The sequence below is a fragment of the Pseudomonas sp. 31-12 genome (assembly GCF_003151075.1).
In the GTDB taxonomy this organism is placed as follows: Bacteria; Pseudomonadota; Gammaproteobacteria; order Pseudomonadales; family Pseudomonadaceae; genus Aquipseudomonas.
The window spans coordinates 5,216,115-5,234,008 of the sequence record NZ_CP029482.1; the positions used below are offsets into that span (position 1 = coordinate 5,216,115).

Consider the following 17,894-nt stretch of genomic DNA (forward strand, 5'->3'; position numbering starts at 1 on the left):
TCCGCCACCATATCGGCACCGACACAGCCTTGTGCCCTGCGTCATTCTGCTTCTCGGCATTCATCATCTACATCCGGCTTAATTGCTGCAGCCACGCTATCTGCCATTTCGCACAACACATCGACGATGCGCGCATGCTCCCACGGATCATTCGGTGCAACAGCCATCGCGACGGCCCTCGGGTTTGCCAGCACGGTCTGTAGAGCATCAAGGTCATTTGCGTTCAGGTCCAGGCTGAAGCTCAAGCGTTTAGTCATGATGTAACTCCAAAAGAGGGATCTGAATGCCGACGGCCATCGCCTGCCCTAGATACCCAGCATGTTTGATGTAGCTGAATACTTCGAATCGACTGGCTACCGAGCGAGGGCCGTCGTCGAAAAGGCGATTACGAAGATTGAGTAAGCCGATCTCATCAGGGACGTTTTCCGAAAATAGCACCAGGTGCCAACCACCACTTCCCTCCCAGCATTTCTCATCGGATAGCGGATGGGGAACGACATACGCCTCTTTAATCGGCAACACCTGCTGAGCGATAGCTAACATGAGTACGAAAGGACCTGCGTTTTCGTTGGTAAGCGAAGCGCGAAGCTGTTCAAGTTGGACCGCGAGATTGGAGATCTCTAAAGCACGCATCTGCTTGCCAAGAGCTTGGATCTGATTAAGGAATTTTTCATGATCCCTAGACATTAGATCGATCTCCTGTGGCTATAATTTGCTTCATCTTCGTCATACGAAGGTTGGGTTTCTGGCTGGGCAACCGGCCTTATTGTCGGTTCTGCCAGAGCAACGGTTTCAGAATTCTGCACTTCTCGCTGGGCGCTCATCGCTTCGATACGCTTCAGGGCTTCGTTGGGATCTTCGCCAAGCTGCAGACCAACACGCTCGCGAACATCCTCGATCTGCGCGCCAGCGAACTGGCTAACGAGTCGAGCATGACGCTTCACCGTAAGGCTATCGCCGCCTTGGTCACGATCATAAGCAAGCGAAAAGCGCTGGATTTTATAGCGCTCGGCCAGGGCGATGATTGCCGCCTCAGTGTTTGGACCAGGTTCGCCAGTTGTGCCGATGAACAGGATCCGCTGCCGCTCTTCTGCGCTAGCCAACTGGTAGATGCTCAGGGTGTCGACACCGCCCTCGCTGAAGCGGATTTCGGTTGGGTTCGCGCATTTCGGGTTGGCGAGGTAGACACCTTTTTCAGTTTCTGTCGTAAAACCCTTGAACTCACGTCGTTCGCCATTGATAACCTGAGCGCCGCGGTACTCATACCCGCAGAACTTGGCATTAGCATCAATGTGAGGAAACACAGCGGAGCCATGCCGGCTCGTACGCCAGCGCGTTTCGGCCAACACTTCGGACGAGATACCTCGCTCTTGGCTCAGATAGCTATCACGGCGAGACATGAAACCGAAAGTGCGGTAGTGGTTTTCCGTGCTGGTTGCGATTGTCTCTAGGCGCTCGCGTTCCTTCCTCTGTCGCGACTCTTCGCGTACCCGATCAATACGGGCCTGCTCTTCCGCTGATTTACCCAGCGAAGGCAGAACGCCCCCCTGAAACGCACGAATATCGTCCTTGGCCTGGATGAAGGTGCCGCCACTGGCTTCCTGATAGAGCTTGAAGATGTCACCGCTCTTGCCCGAATGGCGGTCATGCCAGACCCAATTGTCATCAGCGGCTTGGTAAATGTCGTATTTCCCTGAGCCGTTGCGGAAAACAGCATGTCCTTTGTACGAGGCCTTCTTGTCGTACTCCATGCCCAGGTGAGCAGCGTAGTCGGTCAGGTCAACGTCGCGTTTCATCGCGGCGACTTCACGGGCGTCTGATGCTTTGTCGTATTTCATCGAGCGTGCTAAAGCAGTACCAGGAACCTGCCGTCGCACTCGACCAAGAGGCTGTCGATCAGCGAGTGTGTTATCGGGCAATACACCCTCACGTCCCCTTCCGGGACCTGCTGCCAGATAGCATGTGGACAACGTACGCAGACAGTCTGAGGGAGTTCGCCCTGCAGGGCGTTTAATGTTGCCGAGCGGACGGGAGAAGGCTTCTTCGTTTGCTGCGTCACCGGCGCCGGCGGCGCGGTCAAATTGGCCGAGGCTGCCGGCGACTCGCTGGCCTGCGGCGCCGGCTCGGGATTCGGGTAGGGAAACTCCATCGGCGGCGACAGGTCGTCCATCAACGCGGTGGTATCGGCCGAGACCGGCAAGGGTGGCAGGTCGGACAGGATCAATTCGGACATAGCGGGCCTCCTGAGGCTCAGGCTTGATCAGTTTCAGCTTCGTAGTGAATACGGCGGTCTTCATTCCCTGAAGCGTTTCGCAAAGGTCGCGGCGCTGCTCTAGGGGAACGGATGAGCCGGGGTTTGTCCATCGCGCAACTTCTGCACCTGGAGCGGGGTTTTCTGCAGCTACAACGGCAACGCGGCGGGCATCAGCCGGCCAGGTCTGTTCGTCGATGCGAAGGTCGACGATTTCAGCGCCGAAGGCCTTGGCGTGCTCGATCTCAACCTCTACGGGCGGCAGGACGGTGACGGACTGGCGGGGTTGTTCTTGGGGCTGTTCCTTCGCCTGGCCGGGAAACTGGAAAGGTGGAGAGGCCCCCTGGAGACGATCGAGGACGGAAAGTTTCTGAGGGGTCAGCCTAAACGGCTGGCCGGTGTGCACGGATGCGCGAATTGCTTCGCGAGCCTGAGGCATCAGGTCGAGAGCGTTCTCTTTATAGACGAATTCCGCCGTCGACTTCTTGAATGGGAGCCAGTTGGCTTCACTCAGGTACGTTTTGCACCCGTGGATTCCGCGGGTATAGGCGACATACCAAGCCTGCAGAGAAGCGTAGGATGACGGCAGGTAATAAGACTGCATAACAGTCATGCCCTGCGCTTTGTGGCCGGTCATCGCATAGCCGTGCTGCAGCGACTCGTATTCACTGGCATTGATCTTGACCGTCCTCCCATCGTCCCGGGTGATCGTGAACAGAATGTCCTCGATCCGCTCACCGTCGACTTCGCGGGTGACTCGCTCGATACCCAGCACGGTGCCAAGGTCCCCGTTGTAGACCGGTTCATTCTGAGAGTCCTTGGCCGTTTTGCGCAAAAGCAGGCGGTCACCAATCGCAACCTGGATCGTGAATCGCTCGCCGGGCAGTACCTCGTTTTCGATGCTTACACTGCCTACAGCACTCAATTCACCACGAGCGAATCGGGCATCACGAATTTTGTCGTTGAGCGCCCGTACCTGTTCGTTCGTATCAGTGAGGACAAGAATCTGGGACCAGTCCAACTCACGGACAACGCTATCCCTCCCTGGCAGGCCAGCTTTCATGTCAGCGAAAACATCGCCAACCAACTCGTCCGCTTCGTTCACGCCGTCAGCAAAAACCTTGAGCTGATCATCGCGCTGCATGTGGCGGATCGCATCGCTCACCTTTCCTTCATAAAGGGCCTGAGCAGTAGGCCTGAACTGGTCGACTTGGCGGGCGATCGTTTCGATCTTGGCGCAGCGATCCCCAACAGCGTCGTGCAGAAGGCCGAACAATGCGGCGGTCTCCACTGCGTCATGCTGGTTTCTATCACCAACGCAGATCAGGCGGGCGCCTGCCTGGTGACAAGCAACCACCAGGTTATGCATCTGGTAGGTGTCCAGCATGCCGGCTTCGTCGCACACGACGATATCGCCGTGTCCGATGAGATCCTGATGTTTGAAACGCTGCCCAGCCTGCTGCGCGGCAAGCGCGTTCTGGTGCTTGATCAGTAGTGAATGGACAGTCTGGGCCTGAATACCGGTCGACTTAGCCAGCTCCGTTGCCTGCTTGTTTGCAGGCGCAACGCCAATTACACGGCGCCCCTGCGCCTTGAAAACTTCGGCGTATACGCGGAAGGTCGGCGCCAGAGTGGAAGACTTACCAACGCCAGCGGCCCCCTTAAAGAATGTGTACTGACCTGGCCCAGTCAGATCGTAGGCAGCTTGGCGCTGCTCCTGAGTGAGCCGAAAAGGCTTTTCGCCTGGCTTCTGGGTCGCCTGTTTTTCCTTCTCATAATCGTCAATCACCTCGTCAACAAAGGCACGGTCAACACTCCAACTCGGATCATCGAGACCAGCATGCACCGCCTTTACGCAGTCGGCTTCAAGGGTGAAGAGCTCCTTCGTCGTGTAACGCTTTGGCGGCATGCGGCCGTTTTCGTCCGGCTGCTGGGGAATTTCGATGAGGCCGAGTTGTTTGTAAATCTCCGACTTGGTTGCTTCGATTTCTTCAAGGCCACCTTTGCCAATGGTCAGGTGCGCGGCCGCGGAATCGATCGCGAATTCATCGATCACGGTGGATCCGCGGAACACCATGCGCTGCAGCTCAGCGAGACTCGGTGCCTGGAGATCTTTGGCGGTTGATGCCTTCAGCTCGACAGTGGGAATCGCTTCGCGCCAATGACCATCCAGGCTGTCGCCTAGCTCGATGTCCTTCGCATCGCGGCTTCGGACGGCGATAGCCTGAGCTGCAGCTTGGCCAGAGGTGGCCATAGTCTTCTTCTCTGCCTGGATCTGCTCGCTGCGCTTGGAAAACTCGGCGACGAGTTCCTTCGAAACTGAAGCATCGTTGAGACGCAGGCCATGCCCGCTCCAATCAACCACCATCGCAGAAGCCAACTCGGGCAGGCGTGCCTGGAGACGCTGATAAAAGGCCACGTCGACGACTGCACCAAACTCCTTCTGGCTCTTGTACAGCCATCCCGCATCGAGGGTCAGGAACTTGCCGTCGACGGTGCGAACGAAATTCGGCCGTTCCAGGTGTACGTGAAGCTGAGGATCAGGGAAGTCCTGGCCGGGGGCGCGACGTGCTGTGCAATGGGCATATGTCAGAGTGACGCACTCGCCGGTTACAGATTCTGCGCCCTGAGCGCCTTCACGTCCGCGAATCCGGCCAGTACGGTGCTCGCGCTCGATCGCATCGTTCACAGCCCCCATCATGCATTCCTGGATCACGCGACGGGTTTGGTCGTCGGCCTGTGCCCAGTAGATGCTGATGGACTTCTGCAGGCTCACACACGAGCTGAAGCCGAGAACAGGATCCTTTGCCGATTTTTCTTTCCCGTCCTTCTCCAGTCGCTCCAGGTCGCCGGCGTCGAGGTGCTTTTTCGAGGACGGGTTTGCCTTCTTCGATTCAGCTTCCTGAATAGCCTTGTCGATGGCCTTTTGGCGCTTCTCATCAAGGAACGCCTCTCCGGTGCGTGGGTTGATTCCACGGAAAAGAGCAAGGTAATCACCGTCCAGGGGATGCTCACCGAGGCCCAGCTTGTTGGCCAACGGGCCTGCAATACCCGATGCCAAAGTGTCGTTGCCGGACTTGTGGTAGTAGTCCTCTCGCCCTGTGCCCTGGTCGCCCTCCACCTGACTGACGATAGCGGCGATCTCGGCGTCGACTTTCGCCAGTTCGGCAGCCATTACCTCATCTGTCACGCCACGCTCTGCGCCGAGATCAATGCGCTTCTCACGTAAGGCCTGGAGCTCCTTCAGCTTCTTTTCGAAGTAGGAAGCCTTGGCCGCAAAATTACCGGCCGTGGTCTTCTGGTTGCTCATCCCGTAGTGACTCATCGCCCAATCTCCATGCCTGTCTGCTCGGCAATGAGGCGATCCATAACCATCGGCACGAGCCGATTGAGCATCGGCTCGATGGTGCCGGCGAGCAGTTCAGGCCGGCGCTCGGCCTGGCTGGCGAGAACCTGCAACAGCAGATCAGGAAGAGCAGAGCCCAGAAGGGAAGAAACGGATTGGGTAATTGCGCCTGCAATCGAAGCCACAACCGGGCCATCGAGCAGAACAGGTACCGGACGAGACGGCTCGGCGCAGAAGCGCTGCGCCTCTAGGAAGCCCGCGATCTCTTCGTCTGTACGCTGGGACATGAGGGCATCGAGTACGCGGCCTTGAGCAACGTCCAAGCGTGCCGAAAGGCGCTCCAAGCGCACCGCTGCAACTTCATTCAGGTACTGGGTCGAGGTCTTTGCCCCAGCCTTTTTCCGCGCCATTTTCCTTTTCCCTTCTGAGAACGCTTCTCAGGTAGACGGCTTTAGCCGGCGTACCTTGCTTTTGCTTTGTTGGCTTTACGGCTTGGAGTCCGCGAACTGCGCGGGATCCGGGCCGACGCGAAGCACCCGAAGGGTGCAGATGTGTTAAGAAAACCCGCAGCAAAACCACAATAATCCAGAAAAACCATCATAGCAAGACCAGTAAAACCATAAAAACCTTTATGGAAAACCAGTAATATCCATTGACGACCAGATAAAACCAGCTTTAAATCTATTCCAGGGGGTGTGTAAAACCAGAAAGACCCACTAAAATCCAGTTTCAACCATTAACTTCACACTGGAGGAGGTCGGGAATGTTCAAACGCCCTGAGGACCTGATCGCGGAACAACAGGAAGCCGAAGAGATGGCTGCAGAACTGGAGGCATGGCTCGCAAAAGAGGAAGCCACCGAGCAGAAAAACCGTCGTGGGGCTGGTTATCGCCTACTGAATCCGGTGCGAGTACAGATCGCCCTGCTGATGCAGCGCGGGAAAACCGTAAAGGACATCCATCGGGCACTTGATGAAGCACTCGGGATCAAGGTCGATCTTAAGACCGTGCGCAAATTCCTGGTCGAGAACATGCCAGAGGAATACGCCTCGTATCTGGGTGCAAACAAGCGAGGCAAGAAGGAAAACCGGGTCTATCAGGACGGTTCGAAGCCAGCTCATGAAGAGTTAACAGCCTCACCGACCCCGGCAGAGCAGGAAGAGATTAACCGTCACCTAGAGGTTAAGACCTCTCCGGTGCAACAAGTGAAAACCGCTGAAATGTCAGCAAAAAAACCGCCACTTACCGCTGGTGATCTCCGAGCGATGACTGGTCAGCTTGATCCAGAGAAGTACCGAACCGACGACTAGTCGGAACATCTACGAAAGGAAGAGAAAAATGCGCGTAGCACTCGTCAACCTTGGCGGCAACCAAGGTAAGACCACCCTCTCAGTAAACCTGTTCGCGCCGCGTATGCCGGAAGCGAAGATCTTGGCAGTAGAAACGATCAACGCCGCGGGTGGTGATCTTGGCGCTGCCGTTGAGCAACTGAAGGGCGAGCAGTTCGCCCGGATCTATGCGGAACTTGCTTCCGCCGACGATTTGATCCTGGATGTTGGCGCATCGAACATCGAAGACTTCCTGGTCGGCCTTTCCCGTTTCGAGGATGGCCACGATGAAATCGATCTGTTCGTCATCCCCTGCACTTCTGATACCAAGGAACGCACTGAGGCCATGAAAACGGCCCACATGCTCAGCGCTCTCGGTGTTCCTCCGGAAAAAATTCAGTTCGTGTTCAACCGCGTCGTTGATGGCGTCGAGGCTGAGTTTGCGGATGTGCTGAACTTCGCGAAGAAAAGCGGTGTGGCGTTTGCCAATCCGGCCTGCGTTGTCCCTGAGTCGGAGCTTTTCGCCCTGCTCTCGGATAAGAAAATGAACATCGTCCAAGCACTGAGTGATATCACCGATTACAAGGCCGAGTTGAAGGCAGCAACTCGTTCCGACGACAAGAAGGCTTGGCGTCGTGCCATGGACATGCTGGCCATCACCAAGCAGTCCAAATCGATGGATCGACAGTTGCAGCATGTTTTCGAACTGCTGACTTCGACGGTTGGGGCCTGACGATGAGCGCGCTCCCGATGAATGTCAGCGAAGCTGCTCTCACACGGGAGCAACTGATGCTGCGCGAGCTCTTCCGCGATCACTTCGAGTTGGCTGATCGTTTCGAGGCAACAGCAAATCAGATGGCAGCCGTCGATCGATCCCTGCACGGCTCTGGCGAGCAGCAGGGAATTGCCGAGTTGCTGCTCGATGCTGCAGAAAATATCCGTGGCGCAGCATCATCGATCGACACCATGAACTTGGATGGCTTCTCGCGAGCGCTCGACTCCCTCAGCCGGCAGATCGCTGGTCTACCAGGTCGTTTGCTCAAGCCGGCCGATGAGATCGACTTCCGAGCCTCACTGCGCGAGGGGATTGCTCAGGTGCTAGCTGATGCGATCATCGATGCCAAGCTTCAAGTTGAGCAGGAAGCGATTGAGGTCGCCATCAATGACCTAACTGGGCGCGTTAAAGCGGCGATGGCGCAGCTAGGCGAGAGCTCTGCTAACTACTTCGCAGAGCGCAACCAACTGCGTGGCCAACTCGACACAGAGAAAGTTAAATCGACTGCACTGACAGAGCGACTGACGTACTTCGAACAGAACAAAGACAAGGCCTTTCGCCAGATGACCGCCGACTTTGCCGCCGCGAGTCAGCGAGCGGGTAAGACTCGCTTGATCGACTTTTGCGCAGGCCTGGTGATCGGCGTCGTCGTTTCGCTCAGCGTCCTGGTGCCGATGGCCAGCCAACACCTCAACCAACAAACCCACACCAACCAACAGCGCTAGCGCGCAACCACTACTACTGACGGAGAAGTCGCATGTCTAACCATAGCGATGATGGGGATTTTCGTGCCCGAAAAAAGAAGGTGAGCCTGCTCGGCAGTGACGCGGAGGCTTTTATCCGTGCACGACACGAGGAGCGCGAAGAGTTCAAACGCCTTGAGGGACGGGACCTTGATGGTCTGGACAAACTGGCCAAGGATCCGCGCATGGAAGAGCTGCATAAGCAACATCAGCAGCGGGACGACGCTCCAACATCCCACGCTGAGCAGCGCAAAGATGCCCAGGAGGTGGTCCAGGAGGAGCAAAAAAAGCTGACTGATCAGCAGGTCAACCAAGAAAAACAGGGCGAACACGCCAGGAGATCAATGTAATGGATAACAGAACCCTCATTGCAGCATCGGCACTGGTCGCAGTGTTCACGGGCCAAGTGGGCGCTTGCCCTCTTGAAGATTGCCTGCCTGGATTGAGCGAGCCTCAGTTTCAGTCTCGTGACCAAGACATGCTCGGTTTGTATGACCTGAAGCAGTCCGGACAAGCGGCAATGCACGTTGGATTAATCGCCGCTGATTTCAGGATCGCACTGCTCGAAACGGAGAATCGCGCTCTTCGTCTGGCCTTGGCAACTGGCACTCCACCTGACGTCAGCAGCCTGAAGTTTTATCCGAGCCTGAAAAGTTTTCTAGATGCAATGAAATCGGACCTGATTCAGACAGAAACAACTGGCCGGATGCCGCAATTGCGTCATTTTGAGCAACGGGTCCGCAATGCGGACACCCGAGCAAAAATTGCTGATGCATCGCGGGCGCTGGTAATCGAGAGCGCTCAAATTGCTGCGGCGGCGAACGCAACTAAGCAAGCGAAGTGAAAGGGTGGCTCACCTGAGCGGCAACTCAGGTGAGCCGGTTTCGCGGCAGGAAAAACCCACGAAAGGAAGAAATTGTATGGTAACGCAATTCCGTAATTACATGGAAAATGTGCTTCTCTGGTTCACAGATCCTGAGGCAGCAAAACGCGCCTGGCGCGAGCGGCGCACCACGGCGCTCCGTACGGCACTGGCACCACAACTCAGCACCGATATTTACGGCTGGCCGGTTGAGCAAATCATTCATGATAATGTGATCGACCCCATCCCCGCCGATCGTGCGGCGATCACGCGTCGAGCGTATTACGGCCGTGCGGCGTATCACGCCGGCGCTCGTTTGCAGAAGCGTATGCGCGCTCGCAACTTCGTAATCAGCGTAGTGTCGTTCCTGGTGGTGTGCGCCACGGCCTACCTACTCGGTCGCAACGGTTCCAGCCTCGCCTGGCAGTGGGGTTCGACAGCTGCCGGTGCCTGCATGGTCATCGCTGGCATCTACCTCTTCGGTTGCGCTCGTGGGCTAACGACTGATAGCTGGCGTCTCATTGTTCCTGCCGGCCCGTTGCTCACCGAGGAGGAGATCGAGGACGTTAAAGAGTTCGGCGCTCGAGTACTGCTGCGTGTGACACCACCCCAAACGCCTTCTGACCTGGTGGGCTCGTACCGGGCTTGGACTTATGATCGTGACGGCAACCCGGTCGACGGCCAGATTGTTCCTGACGATCTGTCGGTTTCATATCTGCGCAAAGCGGCGGTCGATGAGTCGGTCCCGATGGCTGTTGCGGGGATTGCGTTCTCTATGGCCGGTGCGTTCGTGGCCACCGACTCCATTAGCTGGTTCTTCGCCCCCATTGCTGCGGGTGCCGCTGCTGTGTGGTCGCTCCTTTCGATTTTCGATTTGAGCTCAATTGCAAAAACTCGCGCTGCTGCAGCTCGTGAAGCGCTAGCCGTCAGCGCGTACCCGAAGCTTATCGAGCAGGAAGGAAAGTCAAAATTTTCGGACTTTGATCGCGCTCTTGACGAACAGATTGAACGCGCCATTACGGAACAATCGCCGTTCATCCAGCTGGGCACCTCAACCGATTTGTTTGCCGAACGCCGTGATCCATTCAGCCCGGCAAAAGCCGGCGTGCCGTTCGGAATGACTGTCGCAGACCTATCCACTCACCTGTTAATTGTGGGCCTCACTGGTACGGGTAAAACGGCGGCGTGCATTCGCCCCGTTGTCTGGCAATGGCAAGCAGCGAAAGCTGGAGGTCTGCTTGTACTCGATGGCAAAGGTCAACTGCCGACTGAGTTGGTGGATCTCCCGGGCTTCCAGGTAATCAGCCCAGGCAATGCCTCGTTCAACGCTATCCAAAATCTGCGCCCGGATGAAGTTGCCGACACACTGTTCAAGTTGTTTTCGTCGGACAAAGGCAATGCTGGCGACGTGTCCGGCAACGAATGGGAGCAGTTCGCACGAGAGTTGCTGCGCAGCGCCGCAAAAGTTCTGGCCCTGCTGAATGCTCTGGAGCCGACAGAGTGGCCCTGGACGCTGGGTTCGATCTACAAACTCGCGTTCGAGCCTGGTAGCCGTGAGCGTGCAAAAGTAGTAATTGAAGAAGGCAGCGCCTGTGGCCACCTTATGCCAGGGCATGTGCGACGTGCCTACAATGGTTTCATGGTGCGCCACATTGAAAAGGCCGATGAGACTCGATCGAGCATCGAACTCAACCTTGAAACCTGGCTCGGTACTCTGATCAACGACCAAGATCTGGGTGCGTGGGCTGATACCGAGGAAGGCATCGAGATCGAGGACTGCCTGTACGGCGCGATGTTGGGGCTGGCTCTGCCAGACACTCAAACTGGTGTTGCAATTTCAGCTCTCGCCAAACGCCGCTTTTACAGCGCAATCAAACGCCGGGGCGATGCCTGGAAAGCTGATGGCCAGACAGCAGTCCTGCTGGTTGTCGATGAGGCTCAGGATCTGGTGTCACATGAAGAGTTGGCGATTTTACCCAAGGCTCGCAGCCTCGGTCTCTGCGCGGTGTACTCGACTCAGGGCCTAGATGGGCTCCAGGTCGCGCTGAAAGATGAACAGGCCACCATCATGCTTCTCGACCAGTTCCGTTCGATTGTGAGCGCGCAGATCGGCTCTGACATGACTCTGGCTTATGTGTCGAAACGAATTGGCGCCTCGCCCCGGGTTGTATTCTCTGAAGTCGCCGCTAACACCACTGATCCGGTTGCTACGGCGAACTCGTACGGCGTAAACGCTGGTGGCTATTCGGCTGGCACCTTAGCCGCCCGCGCGCAAACCTCGGACGAAATGCTGAAACTCAGCAGGTCTTATGGTCACGTTGGCCAGGCCATTCAAACCATGTCCGAACTTGCCAAGAAATTCGGTGCCGAGCAGGCTTGGCAGCAACTCCCAGCAGTAATTCGTCGCGAGCGCCCTGCAGGCAGCGTCAAGATCGGCGAAATCCCTCTCGTCGCCGTCGAAGAGATCCACTCTCTCACCATGAATAAATTCACCGCTCTGGCAGCGATCAATCGCTGCGGGACCATCCGCCGTTCCCAGATCCGCCTGATCCCAATGTTTAAGTTTCCGACGGAGGAGAAAGCAGCATGAACAACCAATCCACTCATCTGCTGGCCCAGCACGGTGAACTCCTTCAAGTCGGATCCGTAACGACGGCAAGCGCACAAGGTGTTAAATCGGGGCTGGTCCTGAAGGCAATGGGGGCTGCGATCATGTGCATCGTAGTTGCTGCCGGCGCAGGCCATTTCACCCAAAGTATTCGTGAGGAGGCCGCTCGCGTTGCTGCAGCGGAAAAGGCTGCAGCAGCTCACCAGACGGAAGAAGCGCGAATTGCCGCGGCGCAGGTTGCCGGTCTGAAGAAGCGTCTGACCGCAATGCAAACGCAGATCAGCACTCAACGGGATAACCTGCTCACCGACCTCCAAGGAATTATCGTCGCGGGGGAAAAACACTCTGATGTTGCCGAAATGCTTCGCCGCTATCCAGCGCCGTACAAGCCTCTTCAGGCCATCGATCCGGCAATGTTTGAAAGTTTTCTGGTGACCGACCGCCAAAGCTGGGTTGCCACAGGGACCAGTCCCCAGCTTGAGCAGCACTATCAATCTGAGCTGGCGAAACTGAAACGGGCCGATGAATACTTAAAGAACTTCGAGCAGGCTGTGAACCTGATCGACCGCGGCCAACCGTTGCCTGCCTGGATGGGGTATGAACGCTTTGCCATTGGTCCCAAGGCAGAGCCTCGGGAGGTGGAAGCCCCCGTCGCTCCGGCGCCCGAACCGCCTCGCTCTACACCAAGTGTCCCTATTGCTTCCGAACCGATCATGCCGCTAGACACTCCAGCGGCACAGAAACGGGTGCCGGCGGCGAAGCCGCGCACAGCGGTAACCGGCGAGCCAGGAAAGGTTCAAGTGCTGGATTGGTAACCTGGTCGGCTCGCGCCTAAAAGGATCCCGGCCTCGGCCGGATTCTTTATGCCCGCTTCGCGGGCGGAGCCCAAAAGGGAAAACGGTGTGCGCCGGGGCGGACATTTCCCTGCACACCAGGGGTGTTACTTGCTTCTGGGCCTCGCCTCGATCACCTACCCTTATGTTCCCTTGCATTACGACCGCCATTGCACGAGACTTCTCACAACAACTAACCCTCATGACCGGTGTGGCTTGACCATCTGGTTGGAGGGGGGAAAAGCCGGCGCTAGCCGGTTTTTTCGTATCTGGAGTACGAGAAATGCAGGAAACGCCTGAGCTAGAGCTTCTGTGCATCGCATCTACATGGCGAACTTTGTCACGGGGAATGAAGGCTTTGAAGGATTGCTGGTAAATTCGGCGCCAGAAACGAAAAAACCACCGTGAGGTGGTTTCTTCGTTAAGCACTTTCATATGTCCGCGGGTGGAGGCTTTCGCCCTCGTTTCCCTCGGCTACTGGATTCAATCTAAGGATATTCGCGGTTGTCGTCAATGCTTGCTCAACCTATCGCGCCTCGATTGCGAATGTGCTCAGTAGCTGGACCATTTGCTCCTGGTACTCGCTGTACTCGTCCAGGAGCACTGGGTCGCCGGCTAACCCTGGTAAATAATCAGGCCCGTACTCAGCCGCAAGAGCACCTTGAAGCATCCAGTCCAGATACAAGGGGCGCAGCACCCTCTCAGCCAGCCCGGGTTTGCCGTGCGCCCAATAGAATCGATGCTCGGGGGTAGAGACGAAAGCGCAGCCTTTCGCCCATGCAACATAGTCAACTTCCCAGTAAATTCCGATCGCATCAAGGTGGATCGCGAACCAAAGTGAACCACTGGGTTCTTTCGATGCCTTGGCTCTCCAGGATTGCGGGTAGGCGTTGCAGGCCAGGCCGGCGAACGCAGAGCCTGGATAGTAGGCCATACGATCACGCCCGATCTGCAGGACGGGAACGGAGTTAATGATGTGATCGAGGAGCAGATCATTCAGGTGAGGTTTCATGACTTGGATGCTACCGACCTACCCTCCTCGCCTCAATTCCCAGCAGGTTTGAAAATTACCGATAAAATACGCGAACTTTTTAGACAGGTAGGCCGTATGTCGCTTTTTGACCCAATGCGCGATTTTTTCCAGCGGCGCGCTTCAAACAACCTGACAACCAGTCTGTCGTCACTGTCGATCCGTATCGACCATTCCAACGACACCCAGCGGCTCCAGTTTCCGTTTCCAGGGACGGGATCGTTTATCGTCGCTGAGCGGGACGGTGTCCGCATCGGCCATGTTGACTACAGCCTCAACGTGCTCAAGGACCGGGTGTATATCAACAAGATCGAGATAAAGCCCGAGCATCATCGTCAGGGCAACGGACTGGCACTGCTATGGCACCTCTGGCAAACGCACCAGGTGCCAATCATTCCTCTCTACGAGTACGAGCTATCGTACGGGTTCTGGGACAAAGCTCGGGCCAGGTTCAAAGCTGCAGGTGCTGAAATCGGCCCTCAGTTGGGATCTCAAGCTCAGATGGACGAAGCGTCCGAGCGCTGGCAACACCTGGTACCGGAGTCTGAGGTAGACCGTTCAATCCGTAAGTATTGGGAATGGGTTGCGAGTGAGCACGCTGCAGGTCGGCCTGCAGGGCCCGGCATAAAATGAAGGACATCAACCCATCCGGCTCTGGTGAGCTATTGCCAGCCCCAGCAGACCGTCGTCTGACGGCAGCGCAGTTTCAGACCCTGGCTGAGGTGTCCGCAGCAGTCAGCATGAGGCCGATATCGCCAAGGTCCAGCAGTGGCTGGGGCATGCCAATATCAGTACCACTCGCATATAAGATCGGCGAGCTTCCAGACCGGAAGACTCGCCGAAATATAAAGTGCGGTATTAGATGCCTCCGCCCTGCGGGGGCTGTGGCGGTCGAAATGGGGTGATCGCCCGGCTTATAGATCCCGTCAGAATCTGCCGGGTGCTCATAGAAAGCCCCCCCATAATCCCCTGCATCGAGTTCTCGTAAGGATTGAGGCCCGGTTCGCTGAGCGAAATCATATTGAGCACACTACGGGGAAATGAGGTGATCAGTTGAGCACTTGTGACAACTACGTTCCAGGACAGCAGGATAATCACTACGACCATCAGCAATCCGCCGATCAGAATCCCTCCGAGGCTTTCCAGCGGACGGCCGACATCGGCGACACCAGGATCAAACATCCCCCAAAGTCCCATAGCCATCGCTTGGACCATTGCCAGGCCGACAGCGCTAATCACAATCGCTGCTGCCAGGCCACCCACGGCCAAAGCAGGATAGAGAAAGATGAAGATGAAGGCGTTCCACCCTTTGGCCGACAATTGAGAGGTGTGCTCTTCGCCTTTCGGTGCGGCCATACCAGCCGACCAGAGCGTCACTCCGAAAAAGGTCGTAGCAACGGCTACGAGCCAGCTGATTGCCCCCATCAGTCCATAGATTGCAAACAATAGAGGCATCACGTAGCCAAGTAACCCGCCGGAGACAATCATTACTCCTCCGATTGCTTTTGGCAGCGTCCCATCAGTGATTGAGTTAAGACCGGGGATATATTTCGCGATCGTCCCGCCCGCAAAAAATCCAATGCCAGTGCCAACGAGCGAGCGTCCCCAGGACGCAATGTTGTGGATATTCTGGTTCGAGGGCCCGGTCGTGGACTTGAGGATGTCGAGCGAAAAAACTCTAGCCAGCAGCGACTTTTCAGCACCAACATTTCCAGGTTGAATCTGTGCCAGGGCTTCGCTTTCGACCAGTTTTGAGAGCGAGTCGCCCGGAGTCATCGCCGAAAGCGTGGATTTTGGCATCATCTGTGCGGTCGCGCCCTCTGCGTAGCTAGCAGCACGTGAGAAGTCGCTCGCTGCGCGCAACACGAACGTGCCGCCGAGCATCCAACCCCAGTTCTTTACTTCGTCAAAATACGCTGCACTACGAGCAGCCTGGTCAGTTGCAATCGTGGTGCTGATGGTTTGCTCAACCATGGTTTTGTACCAGTCTGCGGACTGACTAGCCCATGTGATACTTTCCTCAAAAAACGTCTTCGCGTCCCCTGCCCCCACAGTCCCGTCCCGAGCCAAAATCGCCTGCTGGACGGCATGCTCGACCAGACCGATCCAGATCTGACGCTGAGCCGAGGCTATACCGACCTCGATAGAGGCGGCATTGTTTTTCTTGACCTGTTCATACTCATCACTGCATGTCATTGACGACAACCAACCGGATTGGCAAAACCACCCCTCGGTTTCCATCTCCCCCTCGACCGTACCAGTAACCGCGTCGGGATCGATCAATCGTTGGACACCCATGCTGACAGCACGGGCCAATTCGTCGCTCGGAGGAATTAACGGTATCTGTAAAGATCGGCCCGCGTTTGCGATATACACGCCTGCAGCAGCGGCTTCAGTCGACCCCGCAGCTGGATACTTACCGCCGTAAACCTGATTCCATTTTATTTTTAAAGCCTCATTCGCAAGGTCACGACTCGATAGCGAATTTAATTGATCGTTCGGATCTCGGAATATTTTCAGACCAGCGAGTTGGACCGCTGAGATTTTCCAACTGTTTAGCATGTCCAAAGCGACTTTCGCGTCGACTTCAACTCGGAATTTCGGATCACTAAACAGGTTATGGCGATGCATCAGTTCAAATGCATTGTGTTGCATCGTGTCGCCGAATTCGGCCGCAGATTTGGAGACACCGGCCACAAGAGCGTGTCCTGGCGTCAAAGTGATCTGAATCCCGCCGGCACTAGAGACAGGAATAACCGGTGCAATTAGAGTCAAGGCGAAGATCACCCGCAGCGGGTAGAAAAAAGCCTCGTTCCCATCTTTTGCACCGAAAAAATTCCCGTTGTTTTTGAGTCGGAAAATTCCGAGAAATATAGCCCAAGCCGTGAGGGCGCCGAACATGGCTAGACCGAGTGTTGAAAAAGCGGATGCAAATATCGTCAGTGGTGTTACGTCCTGAGCACCTATTCCTGGGAGTTCTGCCGCATCAAATATCCAACGTCCGAAAAGCCATGTCAGTACAAGTGCGGAGAAACTATTCATTCGATAGCCCTCACCCGCACACAGTAATCATTAGGCAGCACTCGCCCTATCAACAACGACGGCCGTTTAAAAATCTCTCGCAAAAATCGCAACGGGTGTGGTGCGCTTTGCGTATAAGCCATATGAATGCGGTAGGCATTCTGAAAAAGCAACATCAGCACCATATTCAGAAAAACACCATTAGCGAAAAGAAGCATTTTGCCCTGCCCCCAGCTTGCGACAAAATAAGAAAGCACAGCCGCCACACTAAGAACTAATACAAAATTGACAAAAATAAGCGACTTATAAGCCCGCCGCAGTGACTCATTCGTAACTTGACTCTTCAAACAAATGTCATCCCACAAAAGTTCATCATCAAGCTCTGCGAGATGGCGACCAGCTTTCGCCTGTATCCGTATTTCACTGACCCAATGGTAAATATTTTTAATAAAATAAATCGGAAGAGTAGCGGCATTTTTAAGCTCGCGACCAGCATTGACAGTCTGACGGTAACCACTCAGGTAACCAAACGCCGTTATAATCTTACTCATGATTACTACTCCCCATATAAACAGGAGAAATTGGAGTTTCTGGAGCCTTGATTTGCATCGTGCTTTCGCTTCTATCAAGCTGCGACATTTCACGAGCCGGCAAGACCAAGCCGAAATAAATAATTAGAAAAACGCCGATAGCTCTTGGAATCTTTACGCTAGCCTCTTTAAACATAGTTCCCGCCCTCCTTCAAAAGAATTTCTTCTACAGTTCCAGCAAGAGCTGAAATGACATAGCCGTCATGCATGCATGACTCTGGCAATTCACATGCTTTAACCTGTATCTCTCGCAGTATTGCGAGAACCTTTTTTAGCTGCTCATACGACATCACCAAAGCCTCTTTATGTTCATACACACTATTCTATGACTCTAAAGCGCAGCCATCTAATTGATTATTCACAAACATGGCGATGCTTTTGCAATTACATAAGAACAACTTTGATGGCTACTAGCTTGACTTGCAGAGCATAAAGAAAAGCCATCATAGAGCCAGCCTATATGCCAACGAAGAAAAAAGCCCCAATAAAGGGGCTTTTGAACAAGCAA

The 17,894-nt window shown here is 55.4% G+C and carries 16 protein-coding genes and 1 pseudogene; 9 read left to right on the top strand and 8 right to left on the bottom strand.

Translation table 11 applies throughout. From position 1 onward, the window contains the following. Positions 1–41 precede the first annotated feature (41 nt). Genes DJ564_RS24620 through DJ564_RS24635 form a run of 4 tightly spaced genes read right to left on the bottom strand, consistent with a single transcriptional unit; the run spans position 42 to position 6,007 of the window. The gene (locus DJ564_RS24620; protein WP_109634041.1) at positions 42–257 is read right to left on the bottom strand and encodes a hypothetical protein; all 216 of its coding nucleotides are present in this window, start codon (positions 255–257) and stop codon (positions 42–44) included. Next, positions 250–687, bottom strand: coding sequence for a hypothetical protein (locus DJ564_RS24625; RefSeq protein WP_109634043.1), 438 nt, complete (start codon positions 685–687; stop codon positions 250–252). Before DJ564_RS24625 ends, DJ564_RS24620 begins: the two co-directional genes overlap by 8 nt. Next, a complete protein-coding gene (gene mobF, locus DJ564_RS24630; RefSeq protein WP_109634045.1) occupies positions 687–5,576 on the bottom strand; it encodes a MobF family relaxase in 4,890 nt (1,629 codons plus the stop codon). Before mobF ends, DJ564_RS24625 begins: the two co-directional genes overlap by 1 nt. Continuing rightward, positions 5,573–6,007, bottom strand: coding sequence for a hypothetical protein (locus DJ564_RS24635; protein WP_109634047.1), 435 nt, complete (start codon positions 6,005–6,007; stop codon positions 5,573–5,575). Before DJ564_RS24635 ends, mobF begins: the two co-directional genes overlap by 4 nt. A 353-nt stretch (positions 6,008–6,360) precedes the next feature. Between DJ564_RS24635 and DJ564_RS24640 the strand changes: the two genes are divergently transcribed. From DJ564_RS24640 to DJ564_RS24670, 7 genes are all read left to right on the top strand, one after another. Further along, positions 6,361–6,906 (top strand): hypothetical protein, encoded by a 546-nt coding sequence (locus DJ564_RS24640; protein ID WP_109634048.1) that lies wholly within the window; start codon positions 6,361–6,363, stop codon positions 6,904–6,906. A 28-nt stretch (positions 6,907–6,934) separates the two neighbouring features. Then, the gene (gene stbB, locus DJ564_RS24645) at positions 6,935–7,657 is read left to right on the top strand and encodes a StbB family protein (RefSeq protein ID WP_109634050.1); all 723 of its coding nucleotides are present in this window, start codon (positions 6,935–6,937) and stop codon (positions 7,655–7,657) included. A gap of 17 nt (positions 7,658–7,674) precedes the next feature. Continuing rightward, the gene (locus DJ564_RS24650; protein WP_162556239.1) at positions 7,675–8,424 is read left to right on the top strand and encodes a hypothetical protein; all 750 of its coding nucleotides are present in this window, start codon (positions 7,675–7,677) and stop codon (positions 8,422–8,424) included. Positions 8,425–8,456: 32 nt separating this feature from the next. Next, positions 8,457–8,792 carry a hypothetical protein gene (locus DJ564_RS24655; protein WP_109634054.1) on the top strand — a complete coding sequence of 112 codons (336 nt, stop codon included), beginning with the start codon at positions 8,457–8,459 and terminating at the stop codon, positions 8,790–8,792. After that, the gene (locus DJ564_RS24660) at positions 8,792–9,286 is read left to right on the top strand and encodes a hypothetical protein (protein WP_109634055.1); all 495 of its coding nucleotides are present in this window, start codon (positions 8,792–8,794) and stop codon (positions 9,284–9,286) included. The genes DJ564_RS24655 and DJ564_RS24660 overlap by 1 nt, the downstream gene beginning before the upstream one ends. 76 nt (positions 9,287–9,362) lie before the next feature. Beyond that, entirely contained in the window at positions 9,363–11,894 is a 2,532-nt protein-coding gene (locus DJ564_RS32210) for a TraM recognition domain-containing protein (RefSeq protein WP_178082320.1), read from the top strand. Next, complete coding sequence (locus tag DJ564_RS24670; RefSeq protein ID WP_109634057.1) at positions 11,891–12,727, top strand: hypothetical protein; 837 nt, start codon at positions 11,891–11,893, stop codon at positions 12,725–12,727. Before DJ564_RS32210 ends, DJ564_RS24670 begins: the two co-directional genes overlap by 4 nt. Positions 12,728–13,271: 544 nt before the next feature. Here DJ564_RS24670 and DJ564_RS24675 read toward each other — a convergent pair. Further along, entirely contained in the window at positions 13,272–13,757 is a 486-nt protein-coding gene (locus DJ564_RS24675) for a hypothetical protein (protein WP_109634059.1), read from the bottom strand. Positions 13,758–13,853: 96 nt separating this feature from the next. On the opposite strand from DJ564_RS24675, the gene DJ564_RS24680 reads away from it, so the two are divergent. Beyond that, positions 13,854–14,408, top strand: coding sequence for a GNAT family N-acetyltransferase (locus DJ564_RS24680; RefSeq protein WP_109634061.1), 555 nt, complete (start codon positions 13,854–13,856; stop codon positions 14,406–14,408). A 103-nt stretch (positions 14,409–14,511) separates the two neighbouring features. Further along, a pseudogene (locus DJ564_RS24685) lies at positions 14,512–14,583 on the top strand (site-specific integrase); the annotation flags it as partial. 50 nt (positions 14,584–14,633) lie between these two features. Here DJ564_RS24685 and DJ564_RS24690 read toward each other — a convergent pair. Genes DJ564_RS24690 through DJ564_RS24700 form a run of 3 tightly spaced genes read right to left on the bottom strand, consistent with a single transcriptional unit; the run spans position 14,634 to position 17,522 of the window. Then, positions 14,634–16,817 carry a hypothetical protein gene (locus DJ564_RS24690; protein WP_109634063.1) on the bottom strand — a complete coding sequence of 728 codons (2,184 nt, stop codon included), beginning with the start codon at positions 16,815–16,817 and terminating at the stop codon, positions 14,634–14,636. Continuing rightward, positions 16,814–17,347, bottom strand: a complete 534-nt coding sequence (locus tag DJ564_RS24695) for a hypothetical protein (protein WP_109634065.1) — start codon at positions 17,345–17,347, stop codon at positions 16,814–16,816. The genes DJ564_RS24690 and DJ564_RS24695 overlap by 4 nt, the downstream gene beginning before the upstream one ends. After that, positions 17,340–17,522: a hypothetical protein gene (locus DJ564_RS24700; RefSeq protein WP_109634067.1), complete on the bottom strand. Its 183-nt coding sequence runs from the start codon at positions 17,520–17,522 to the stop codon at positions 17,340–17,342. Before DJ564_RS24700 ends, DJ564_RS24695 begins: the two co-directional genes overlap by 8 nt. Between the last annotated feature and the right edge of the window lie 372 nt (positions 17,523–17,894).